Annotated in this window: 11 protein-coding genes; 10 read left to right on the top strand and 1 reads right to left on the bottom strand. The window is 64.9% G+C overall.

Annotated features, from left to right (window positions below; translation table 11 throughout):
- Positions 1-627 precede the first annotated feature (627 nt).
- The 4 genes from AC0L3S_RS23245 to AC0L3S_RS23230 all read left to right on the top strand — a co-directional run bounded on the left by AC0L3S_RS23245 (position 628) and on the right by AC0L3S_RS23230 (position 3,336).
- Positions 628-1,182, top strand: a complete 555-nt coding sequence (locus AC0L3S_RS23245; protein ID WP_473281518.1) for a TetR/AcrR family transcriptional regulator — start codon at positions 628-630, stop codon at positions 1,180-1,182.
- A gap of 53 nt (positions 1,183-1,235) precedes the next feature.
- Positions 1,236-2,429 (top strand): MFS transporter, encoded by a 1,194-nt coding sequence (locus AC0L3S_RS23240; RefSeq protein WP_473281516.1) that lies wholly within the window; start codon positions 1,236-1,238, stop codon positions 2,427-2,429.
- Between the two features lie 139 nt (positions 2,430-2,568).
- Complete coding sequence (locus AC0L3S_RS23235) at positions 2,569-2,988, top strand: DUF4118 domain-containing protein (RefSeq protein ID WP_473281514.1); 420 nt, start codon at positions 2,569-2,571, stop codon at positions 2,986-2,988.
- Positions 2,989-3,126: 138 nt separating this feature from the next.
- On the top strand, positions 3,127-3,336 hold the full coding sequence (locus AC0L3S_RS23230) for a hypothetical protein (protein ID WP_473281512.1): 210 nt from the start codon (positions 3,127-3,129) through the stop codon (positions 3,334-3,336).
- 257 nt (positions 3,337-3,593) lie between these two features.
- On the opposite strand, the gene AC0L3S_RS23225 is transcribed toward AC0L3S_RS23230, so the two are convergent.
- Positions 3,594-4,565 carry a LysR family transcriptional regulator gene (locus AC0L3S_RS23225; RefSeq protein ID WP_473281510.1) on the bottom strand — a complete coding sequence of 324 codons (972 nt, stop codon included), beginning with the start codon at positions 4,563-4,565 and terminating at the stop codon, positions 3,594-3,596.
- A gap of 121 nt (positions 4,566-4,686) precedes the next feature.
- Here AC0L3S_RS23225 and AC0L3S_RS23220 point away from each other — a divergent pair, with 121 nt between their 5' ends.
- Genes AC0L3S_RS23220 through AC0L3S_RS23195 form a run of 6 tightly spaced genes read left to right on the top strand, consistent with a single transcriptional unit; the run spans position 4,687 to position 11,662 of the window.
- A complete protein-coding gene (locus AC0L3S_RS23220) occupies positions 4,687-5,724 on the top strand; it encodes a class 1 fructose-bisphosphatase (protein WP_473281508.1) in 1,038 nt (345 codons plus the stop codon).
- A gap of 12 nt (positions 5,725-5,736) precedes the next feature.
- Positions 5,737-6,612, top strand: coding sequence for a phosphoribulokinase (locus tag AC0L3S_RS23215; RefSeq protein WP_473281506.1), 876 nt, complete (start codon positions 5,737-5,739; stop codon positions 6,610-6,612).
- A 16-nt stretch (positions 6,613-6,628) separates the two neighbouring features.
- Positions 6,629-8,650 (top strand): transketolase, encoded by a 2,022-nt coding sequence (tkt, locus tag AC0L3S_RS23210; protein ID WP_473281504.1) that lies wholly within the window; start codon positions 6,629-6,631, stop codon positions 8,648-8,650.
- A gap of 14 nt (positions 8,651-8,664) precedes the next feature.
- The gene (fba, locus tag AC0L3S_RS23205) at positions 8,665-9,750 is read left to right on the top strand and encodes a class II fructose-bisphosphate aldolase (RefSeq protein ID WP_473281502.1); all 1,086 of its coding nucleotides are present in this window, start codon (positions 8,665-8,667) and stop codon (positions 9,748-9,750) included.
- Between the two features lie 32 nt (positions 9,751-9,782).
- Positions 9,783-11,243, top strand: coding sequence for a form I ribulose bisphosphate carboxylase large subunit (locus AC0L3S_RS23200; RefSeq protein ID WP_247356948.1), 1,461 nt, complete (start codon positions 9,783-9,785; stop codon positions 11,241-11,243).
- Positions 11,244-11,254: 11 nt separating this feature from the next.
- Positions 11,255-11,662 (top strand): ribulose bisphosphate carboxylase small subunit, encoded by a 408-nt coding sequence (locus tag AC0L3S_RS23195; RefSeq protein WP_473265135.1) that lies wholly within the window; start codon positions 11,255-11,257, stop codon positions 11,660-11,662.
- Positions 11,663-11,705: the final 43 nt, after the last annotated feature.

Genomic DNA, 11,705 nt, shown 5'->3' with positions numbered 1-11,705 from the left:
GCGTGTGCTTTTCGCGCAGCGGACCGCGGGTGCGAGGTCAGCACCCGGCCTTCCCTGCGCCCTCTTGGACAAGAGGGGTGGAATGACCAGGCAAAGCTCGGGCGAAACGCGCCGCGAGAAGGCGAAGGCGTGTCTGAGACTACACACTCCCTGTCATCGCCCGGCTTGACCGGGCGATCCAGTATTCCGAGACAGTTATGAGCGAACCGAGAAGCCGCGGCGTACTGGATTCCCCGCTTTCGCGGGGAATGACAGTGGTGCTGGGAGGACAAAGCCGTCACCTCATACTCCGTCGTTGCGAGCGCAGCGGAGCAATCCAGCCTGCCGCTGCGGAGGGATTCTGGATTGCTTCTGCCTTCGCTAAAGCTTCGGCGACAAGTCGCTGCGCTCGCAATGACGATGTAGAGAGAATGTCCGCCAACCTCTCCTTGGGATAATGAGTCCTGGCCTTCGCCAGGACGACGCCGGAGTTGGTGGCGATCAGTTCGACCCAAACCCGATCACAACCAAGTGTCTTCCAAGCGTCTTTATTCGGGAACAATCATTCCCTATTATCCCGCAATGCAAAAAGCCGCCCGCAAATCCCGGTCCGTCGCCCGTCCGCCCGGCCGTCCTCGCGAGTTCGACATGGATACGGCGCTCGACAGGGCCGTGCGCGTGTTTTCCGAGCGCGGTTATCATGCCACCTCGATCGGCGATCTCACCGCGGCGATGCGGCTGGCGATCGGCAGCGTCTACAAGGCTTTTCGCGACAAGCATGCGGTGTTTCTCGCCGCCTTCGAGCGCTACGCGGCGCTGCGCCAGGAGCAGACGCGCAGCGCGGCGGCGAAAGGCGCCAATGGCCGCGAGCGGCTGCGCAACCTGCTGCTGTCGTATGTGGAGCATTCCCAGGGCAGCGAGGGGCGGCGCGGCTGTCTCGTGGTCGGCAGCGCGGTCGAATTGTCCGCGGTCGATCCGGTGGTGGCCGCCCTCGTCAGCGCGCGGCTGGAAACCAACGAAGGCTTTATCGCCGGCCTCATTCGCGAGGGGCAGGCCGACGGCTCTATACCCCGCCATGTCGCCGCCGACGACACCGCGCGGCTGATGATCTGCATCACGCAGGGTCTGCGCGTCGTGGGCAAGGCGCGCCTCGCGCTCGATGGCAAGCGCCTGGTCGCCGTCGCGATGAAGCTGCTCGCCTGAATTCTTTGTCATATTAGGGAACAAGCGTTTCCTATAGTTCGGAGACCGTGTGAATGACGATGAATGCCACGATCGAGACCGCGCCGGATCCGGACGCGGTGTCGCAGCGCCTGACCTTTGTGCTTGCCGCGGCCTGTGGCATGGTCGCCGCGAACATCTACTACGCCCAGCCGCTGATCGCTCCGATCAGCGCCGCGCTGGGCCTGTCGCATGAAGCGGCGGGGCTGATCGTCACCATGACGCAGATCGGCTACGGCGTGGGGCTTCTCTTCATCGTGCCGCTCGGCGACCTCGTCGAGAACCGTACCCTGATCTGCTCCGTCATCGCGCTCGGCGCGGCAGCCCTGCTCGCCGCGGCGTTGGCGTCCCACGCGCTGCCGTTCCTGATCGCCGCGCTGTTCATCGGGCTCGGCTCGGTCGCGGTGCAGATCATCATCCCCTACGCGGCGCATCTGGCGCCGGCAGCCATTCGCGGCCGCGTCGTGGGCAACGTCTCGACCGGCCTGATGCTCGGCATCATGCTGGCGCGGCCGGTGTCGAGCTTCGTCACGGCGATGCTGTCGTGGCACGCGGTGTTCTTCTGCTCGGCCGCGCTGATGATCTTGCTCGCAGCCGTGCTCTGGATGACGCTGCCGAAGCGCAAGCCGGTGGCGCGCATGCATTACGGCGAGTTGCTGCTGTCGATGCCGCATCTGGTGCGGGCCACGCCGCTGCTGCGCCGCCGCGCGCTGTACCAGGCGAGCCTGTTCGGCGCCTTCAGCCTGTTCTGGACCGTGGCGCCGCTGCTGCTCGGGAGCCAATTCGGCTTCACCCAGCGCGGCATCGCGCTGTTCGCGCTCGCCGGTGTCGCCGGCGTGTTCGCGGCCCCGATCGCGGGGCGGCTTGCCGATCGCGGCCATAGCCGCATGGCAACGCTGGTCGCGCTGCTGCTCGCGGCCGTGGGCTTCCTGATCACGCATGTCGGCGCGCCCGGATCGGTGCTGAACCTCGCCTGCCTGGTCGTGGCCGCGATCGCGATCGACATCGGCGTGCAGGGCAACGTTGTGCTTGGCTTCCGCGCGATCTTCGCGCTGGGGCATGAGCACCGCAGCCGCCTCAACGGCCTCTACATGGCGACGTTCTTCACCGCGGGCGCGGCGGGCTCGGCGGTCGGCGCCTGGGCGTTTGCGCAAGGCGGCTGGACGCTGGCATCGGCCATTGGCCTCGCGCTGCCCGTCGCAGGCCTGATCTATGCGGCCACCGAGTAGGGGCCGCGGTGGCCCAAATTGTGCGGTTCTGGCCGTTTACCAAGGCCGCCCGGCCGGCAATTTCCGTCTCGCAGTTTCCCTGCCGCTGTAGTACTTTGGTCGCAAGCGAGCCTGGTTAACGGGCAGCAGGGGGAGGCTGATGAGGCGTGCAGGACTAGTTGGCGTACCGAAAGTACGACCATGGTCGTGGCAGGCGTTTCTGCTTGGATTCGTCGTTGTCGCAATGTCGGCTGCGCTCCAGGGCGTCTGTGTCACGCTCGGCGCAAAACTCTATTTCGCCGCGTTCCTGCCTAGCCTATTCGTGCTTGGCATCGTCGCGGGCGCACCGGCGGCGGCGTTCGCCGCGCTGCTCACCATTCCGCTGGTGTGGTGGGCGTTCATGCCGCCCTTCTTCGAGTTCAATTCGCTGACCAGCGCGCATGCCGATTCCATCAAGCTGTTCTGCCTGCTCGCCGTGCTGGTGATCGGCCTTGCCGATCTCTGCCGCGCGACGATGGCGATCATCCGCCGCGGCGGGTTGAAGCCGCGAAGCGAGAGCGCGGCAACGAATTCGCAATAGATCGGCCTTGCGCAGCCGCGCGCGTTGCGCGCAGGCAACAGTCCGGAAACCATTCGCGCGCTTGCCGAGTGGCGCTAACTTTTCGAAAAAGATTTGGCCGCAATTTCTCCCCCGGGAATGACGAGGGAGTTTTCGGACATGAACGGCCAAATCACCGGTCACGCCATCTTGGAGAACGTGCGCCGCTACCGCGGAATCGCATCGCTCTATCGCCAGACCGCTGCATTCCGCCCGGGCCAGAGCTGGTCGCTGCTCGAGCAGGCGACGGATTGGGAAGCGCGGGCGCTGCTGGAGCTGGAAGCCTATTTCGCCGCGCGGATGGATTACGCTGCTACGCGTGCGGCCTGATCGTTAACCATCGGCGCGGCCTTGGGCAGGTCCGCCGAAGTGGCGGTCGTCGGGCCGCGTACGGAGACCACGGGGCGATTACGGAGTTCTCTCGACGCCCGTCTGTGCTAGCAACGTCCCGACCGAGACATCCCAATTCGGCCGGGGCAAGCGATGACCAGCTTCAACCGCATCTTCACGACCGAGCGCCTGCTCCAGATCATCGTCATTCTCGCGGCCACGGTCGCAATGAAGCTGATGGGCTGAAATTCGACGGGCTATCGCGCCCCGAGTTCGGGCAGGTCGGGAAGATAGTTCGACCCCTCCGATCCCAAGAAATCGAACATCGCCTGCGCCGGCGGCAACAGCACCTTGTCGCTGCGGCGGATCACGTACCATTGCCGCACGATCGGCAGGCCCGCGACGTCGAGCACGATGAGCCGGCCCTCGGTGAGCTCGTGCGCCACGGTGTGGGCCGAGATAAAGGCGATGCCCAGCCCGGCGATGACAGCCTGCTTGATGGTCTCGTTGCTGCTCATCTCCATGCCGATGATCGGCTCGAGATCGGACCTCTGGAACATGCCTTCCATCAGTGTCCGCGTGCCCGAGCCGGGCTCGCGGGTGAGGAAGGTCTCGTGCACGAGGTCGGTCAGGTTGAGGCCGGAATCCTTCTCCAGCCAGTGCCCCTTGCGCGCGACGATGATGTGCGGATTGCGCCCGAGCTGACGGACGTCGACGCTGACATCGGCCGGTGGCCGACCCATCACCGCGAAATCGAGGTCGTAGCCGTGCATGGCCCCGCGGATCTCCTCGCGATTGCCGACCGTGAGCTTGATCTCGATCTTCGGATACCGCTTCGAGAATGCCGCGATGGCGTGCGGCACGAAATATTTTGCGGTCGAGACCGCGCCGAGATGCACTGTGCCGCCGGTCCGCCCCGCGAGCAGGTCGAGCGCGCCCTGGCAGTCCATGATCGCAGCTTCGACGCGCTCGGCGAGGCTAAGCACCTCCTTGCCTGCCTCCGTCAGCAGCATACCGTCGCCGGTCCGCTGCAGCAGCGGCAGGCCTGCGAGATCCTGAAGCTGGCGCAGTTGCTGGGTCACGGCCGGCTGCGTCAGGCCGAGTTGGGTCGAGGCTGCCGTGACGCTGCCCTTGGCCGCGAGCGCCGCGAGCGAGCGAAGCTGCCGGATCGTTAGATGCCGGAGCTGCGCCGCTGAGTGGGCATTATAAGATAATTCTTTGGCGCTCATTATGAATAGAAATTTTCCTTATTAAGCTGCCCCTGTCAATCTCATCGTTGTTGGCACTGACCGCATCGGACCTCCAGCGGGGAGGGAACTGGATACGGCACCAGCAAGGGGATGGACGCAGATGACCGGGCAACTCAGGCTGGACGACCACCTTCAGCGGTATTCCGAAACGGCACCGGATGCGCTGGCCGTGGCGGCCGCGGTCGACGCCATCGCGGCGGCCGCGATCGAGATCGCCGATCTTATCGCCACGGGAGACCTTGCGGACGCCTCGGGCCTGACCACCGGCCGCAACAGCGACGGTGATGTCCAGCGCGATCTCGACGTGCAGGCGGATGCGATCCTGCGCCGCTGTCTCGGCAAGCTGCCGATCGCGGCGCTGGCATCAGAGGAGATGCGCGAACCGCAGATCGGCGACCGCAAGGCCAAGATCTGCGTTGCGATCGATCCGCTCGACGGCTCCTCCAACATCGACATCAACATGACCGTGGGCACGATCTTCTCGATCCTGCCCGCGCCCGACGATCTCGCGCTCGCCTTCCATCAGCGCGGCTCGGCGCAGCTCGCGGCGGGGTTCGTCACCTATGGTCCGCAGACCTCGCTGGTGCTGACGCTTGGCGAGGGCGTCGACATCTTCACGCTTGACCGCAAGTCTGGTTGTTTCCGTCTCGCGCGTAGCGCCGTGCAGATCTCCGAGACCTGCGAGGAGTTCGCGATCAACGCCTCGAACCGGCGGCATTGGGAACAGCCGGTGCGCGCCTTCGTCGACGAATGCCTCGCCGGTGTGGAAGGGCAGGCCAACCACAATTTCAACATGCGCTGGGTCGGCTCGCTGGTTGCCGAGGCCTATCGCATCCTCACCCGCGGCGGGGTGTTCCTCTATCCCTCCGATGCACGGCCAGGCTACGGCGGCGGCCGCCTGCGCCTCGTCTACGAGGCGCACCCGATGGCTTACATCGTCGAGCAGGCCGGCGGCTCTGCTTCGACCGGGCGCGAGCGCATCCTCGAACTCTCGGCGCAGAGCCTGCATCAGCGCGTGCCGCTGATCATGGGCTCGAATAACGAGGTGCAGCGCGTCGAGGAACTGCATTGCGATCCGCTGCTGGTCGCCAGCGTCTCTGCACCGCTGTTCGCGCGGCGCGGCTTCTTCCGGCTGTAAGCGAGGCATCCCATGTCCAGGAAGCATCCGATCATCTCCATTACCGGCTCCTCCGGCGCCGGCACCACCTCGGTCAAGAAGACCTTTGAGCAGATCTTCTTCCGCGAGAAGGTCAACGCCGCGTACATCGAAGGGGACGCCTTCCATCGCTATGATCGCGCGGAAATGCGCACGCAGATGGCGAAGGAGGCCGATCGCGGCAACAGGCATTTCAGCCATTTCAGCCCCGGGACCAATCTGTTCGAGGAGCTGGAGCGGGCGTTTCGCGACTATGGCGAGACCGGCACGGCGACGACGCGGCACTACGTCCACGACGCCGAAGAATCCGCGCTGCATGGCGCCGCACCCGGCACGTTCACCGAATGGAAACGACTGCCGGAGAGCTCCGATCTGCTGTTCTACGAGGGCCTGCATGGCGCGGTCGTCACCGACAAGGTCAACGTCGCGCGCTATGCCGACCTCAAGATCGGCGTCGTGCCCGTCATCAATCTCGAATGGATCCAGAAGTTGCACCGCGACCGCAGTGCGCGAGGCTATTCGACCGAGGCCGTCACCGACACCGTTCTGCGGCGGATGCCCGATTACATCCACTACATCTGCCCGCAATTTTCCGAGACCGACATCAATTTCCAGCGCGTGCCGACGGTGGACACCTCCAATCCGTTCATCGCGCGCTGGATCCCGACGCCGGACGAATCGATGGTCGTGATCCGCTTCAAGAATCCGCGCGGCATCGACTTTCCCTACCTGCTCTCGATGCTGCCGCAAAGCTGGATGTCGCGCGCCAATTCGATCGTGTGCCCCGGCGCGAAGCTCGATCTTGCCATGCAGCTGATCCTGACGCCTCTGATCATGCAGCTGATCGAGCGCAAGCGAAACCTGAAGTGAACAAGGAGAGTATCCGATGAACATCTCCGTCCACGCCGACGCCGACCTCACGCCGGTCTCGCACAGCGATCTCGCCAATGCCGTCCGCTTTCTCGCGGTCGACGCCATCGAAGTCTCGCAATCCGGCCATCCCGGCCTGCCCATGGGCATGGCCGATGTCGCCACCGTGCTGTTCTCGCGCTTTCTGAAATTCGACTCGGCTCACCCCCATTGGCCGGATCGCGATCGCTTCGTGCTGTCGGCGGGCCATGGCTCGATGCTGCTCTATGCATTGCTCCATCTCACCGGCGGCGACGTCAGCCTCGATGACATCAAGGCCTTCCGGCAATGGGGCTCGAAGACACCTGGACATCCGGAATATGGCCATACGCCGGGCGTCGAGACGACGACCGGTCCACTGGGGCAGGGGATTGCGACCGCGGTGGGCATGGCGCTCGCCGAGCGCATGGCGAATGCGCGGCATGGCGATGGCCTCGTCGATCACTTCACCTACGTGATCGTTGGCGACGGCTGCCTGATGGAAGGCATCAGCCAGGAGGCGATTTCGCTTGCCGGCCATCTCGGGCTCGGCCGCCTGATCGTGCTGTTCGACGACAACGGCATCTCCATTGACGGGCCGACCTCGCTCGCGACCTCCGACGACCAGCTCGCGCGCTTCGCTGCCTCCGGCTGGTCGGTGCGTCGTGTCGACGGGCACGATCCCGAAGCAGTTGCGCAGGCGATTGCCGAGGAGCGGGAGAGCGCAAAACCGTCGCTGATCGCCTGCCGCACCATCATCGGTTATGGCGCGCCGGATCGTCAGGGCACCGAGAAGGCGCATGGCGCGCCGCTCGGCACCGAGCAGACGGCGGCGGCGCGGCGAGCACTCGGCTGGGACTACCAGCCCTTCGTGGTGCCCGTCACGATCCTGAAGGCATGGCGGATGATCGGGCAGCGCGGACAGGTCGAGCGTCTCGCCTGGCTCGATCGCTATGAATGCGCGACGCCCGAGCAGCGCGATCTGTTTGTCGAGGGCAAGACGGTTGCCCTGCCGAATGCCTATGCCCAGGCCTCGGCGAAATTGCGCGAACGCTTTGCCACCGAGCGTCCGAAGCTCGCGACGCGGCAGGCGTCGCAACAGGTGCTCGACGGAATCGCAGGGACGATTCCCGGATTTGTCGGTGGCTCGGCAGATCTGACGCATTCGAACCTGACGCATGCCAAGGCGCAGACCCCGGTCAAGCGCGATGCGTTCGCCGGCGATTACATCCATTACGGCATCCGCGAGCATGGGATGGCGGCCGCGATGAACGGCCTCGCGCTGCACGGCGGCTTCATTCCCTATGGCGGCACCTTCCTCGCCTTCTCCGACTACAGTCGCCCGGCGATCCGCCTCGCCGCCTTGATGGGGATCCGCGTCATTCATGTGATGACCCATGACTCCATCGGCCTGGGTGAGGACGGCCCCACGCACCAACCGGTCGAGCATCTCGCAGCGCTCCGCGTCATTCCGAACCTGCTTGTGTTCCGGCCGGCCGACGCGGTTGAGACGCTGGAAGCATGGGACTGCGCGCTCCAAGCTGAAAATCGTCCCTCCGTGCTGTGCCTGTCCCGTCAGGCTCTGCCGACCTTCCGCAGCGATGTCCGCGGAAGAAACCGCGTCGCACGCGGCGCCTATCTGATTGTTTCGCCGGACGGCGGCCGCGACGTGACACTGATCGCAACGGGTTCGGAAGTGTCTATTGCGCTGGAAGCCGCTCGCCTGCTCGCCACCGAGCACGTGCGCGCGGCCGTGGTCTCCGCGCCCTGCTTCGCGTTGTTCGAGGAGCAGCCGGAGGATTACCGCGCCGCTGTTCTCGGCACCGTGCCGCGCGTCGGCATCGAAGCGGCCGTGGCGGGCGATTGGTATCGCTGGATCGGCACTGACGGCGAATTCGTCGGCATGCGCGGCTTCGGTGCCTCGGCGCCTGCACCCGTGCTCTACCGCGAATTCGGCATCACGCCGCAAAGCGTTGCAGAAGCCGCCCGGCGAGCGATTGCCCGCGCGGGCAAGCAATAACAGGAGGAATTGTCGTGGCCCGTATCACCCTTCGTCAGCTACTCGACCACGCCGCCAGTCACGGCTATGCGGTGCCGGCGTTCAACATCAACAACATGGAGCAGGGTATCGCGATCATGCAGGCGGCGGCCGAGGTCGATGCGCCCGTGATCATCCAGGCTTCGCGCGGCGCGCGCAGCTATGCCGGCGACCTCATGCTCTCGCACATGATCGACGCGCTGGAGCGGACCTATCCGGACATCCCGCTCTGCATGCACCAGGACCATGGCAATGACGAGGCGACCTGCGCGTCCGCGATCGCCCATGGTTTCACCTCGGTGATGATGGACGGCTCGCTCAAGGCCGATGCCAAGACCGCGGCCGATTATGACTACAATGTTGCGATCACTAGCCGCGTCGTCGATCTCGCTCATTGGGTCGGCGCTTCCGTCGAAGGCGAACTAGGCGTGCTCGGCTCGCTCGAGCATGGCGGTGGCGAACAGGAGGACGGTCACGGTGTCGAAGGCAAGGTCAGCCACGACCAGCTCCTGACGGATCCCGACCAGGCGGTCGACTTCGTCCGCGCCACCAAGGTCGATGCGCTCGCGATCGCGATGGGCACCTCGCACGGCGCCTACAAGTTCAGCCGCAAGCCGGACGGCGACATTCTGGCGATGCGGGTGGTCGAGGAGATCCACCGTCGGCTGCCGAACACGCATCTCGTGATGCACGGCTCTTCCTCGGTGCCGCAGCCGCTCCAGGACATGTTCAACCAGTTCGGCGGCGAGATGCCGCAGACCTGGGGTGTGCCGGTCGAGGAGATCGTCCGCGGCATCAAGAGCGGCGTGCGCAAGGTCAATATCGACACCGACTGCCGGCTGGCAATGACCGCGGTGTTCCGGAAAGTGGCCGCGCAAACGCGATCCGAGTTCGATCCGCGCAAATTCCTCAAGCCCGCGATGGATGCAATGCGCGAGCTCTGCCGCGACCGCTTCGAGCAGTTCGGGACCGCAGGCCACGCAAGCCGGATCAAGGTCGTTCCCTTGAGCGAGATGGCGCGGCGTTACCGCGCCGGCGAGCTCGATCCACGCATTGGCGCTCGCGAGCCAGTTGCGGCCTAATCATTGCAGAGAGAGAAGAGCAGGAGAGAGCCATGAATGCACATGCAGGAACCGTCCGCGGCAAGGAAAGATATCGCTCGGGCGTGATGGAATACAAGCGCATGGGCTATTGGGAGCCTGACTACGTGCCAAAGGACACCGACGTCATCGCGCTGTTCCGCGTGACGCCGCAAGAGGGCGTCGACCCCATCGAGGCGTCGGCCGCAGTCGCCGGCGAATCCTCGACCGCGACCTGGACGGTGGTGTGGACCGATCGGTTGACCGCCGCCGAGAAGTATCGCGCGAAATGCTACCGCGTCGATCCCGTGCCGGGCACGCCGGGCTCGTACTTCGCCTACATCGCCTATGATCTCGACCTGTTCGAGCCTGGTTCGATCGCCAACCTCTCGGCCTCGATCATCGGCAACGTGTTCGGCTTCAAGCCGCTGAAAGCGCTGCGGCTGGAGGACATGCGCTTCCCGGTCGCTTATGTGAAGACGTTCCAGGGACCGGCAACCGGCATCGTGGTCGAGCGCGAGCGGCTCGACAAGTTCGGCAGGCCGCTGCTTGGCGCCACCGTGAAGCCGAAGCTCGGGCTTTCGGGCCGCAATTACGGCCGCGTCGTCTACGAGGCGCTGAAGGGCGGGCTCGATTTCACCAAGGATGACGAGAACATCAACTCGCAGCCCTTCATGCACTGGCGCGACCGCTTCCTCTATTGCATGGAGGCGGTGAACCGCGCGCAGGCGGCCTCCGGTGAGGCGAAGGGCACCTACCTGAACATCACCGCGGGAACGATGGAGGACATGTACGAGCGCGCCGAGTTCGCGAAGGAGCTCGGATCGTGCATCGTCATGATCGACCTCGTGATCGGCTACACCGCAATCCAGTCGATGGCGAAATGGGCGCGGCGCAACGACATGATCCTTCATCTGCATCGCGCCGGTCACTCGACCTACACGCGGCAGAAGAGCCACGGCGTCTCGTTCCGCGTCATCGCCAAATGGATGCGGCTCGCGGGCGTCGACCACATCCATGCCGGCACGGTGGTCGGCAAGCTCGAAGGTGATCCGAACACCACGCGCGGCTATTACGACGTTTGCCGCGAGGACTTCAACCCGACCAGGCTCGAACACGGACTGTTCTTCGACCAGTCCTGGGCGAGCCTGAACAAGATGATGCCGGTGGCCTCCGGCGGCATCCACGCCGGCCAGATGCACCAGCTGCTCGACCTGCTCGGCGAGGACGTCGTGCTCCAGTTCGGCGGCGGCACCATCGGCCATCCCATGGGCATCGCGGCCGGCGCGATCGCGAACCGTGTGGCGTTGGAAGCCATGATCCTCGCCCGCAACGAAGGCCGCGACTACGTCCACGAAGGTCCGGAGATCCTGGCAAGGGCGGCCGAGACCTGCACGCCGCTGAAAGCCGCGCTCGAGGTCTGGAAGGACGTCTCTTTCAATTATGAATCCACCGACACGCCGGACTTCGTGCCGACCGCGCTCGAAACCGTTTGAGGAGATTTGACATGAAGCTGACCCAAGGCTGCTTCTCGTTCCTGCCGGATCTGACCGACGATCAAATCACCAAGCAGGTGCAATATTGCCTGACCAACGGTTGGGCCGTGAACATCGAGTTCACCGACGATCCGCATCCCCGCAACACCTATTGGGAGATGTGGGGCCTGCCGATGTTCGATCTCCAGGACGCCGCCGGCGTGATGATGGAGCTCGCCGAATGCCGCAGAGTGTATGGCGACCGTTACATCCGGCTCAGCGGCTTCGATTCCAGCCATGGTTGGGAATCGGTGCGGATCTCGTTCATCGTCAACCGCCCGCCGCAGGAGGCCGAGTTCGAGCTGGTGCGGCAGGAGGTGGGCGGCCGTGCGATCCGCTACACCACCATGCGCCGGCAGCCCGCGCACGCGCCAACCTAAGTCATTCTCCTCCGCGCGGAGCACTCCCTGCTCCGTTTCCTTG

The sequence above is a fragment of the Bradyrhizobium sp. Ken01 genome (assembly GCF_055807355.1).
This window is presented reverse-complemented; position numbering and strand designations above follow the sequence as displayed.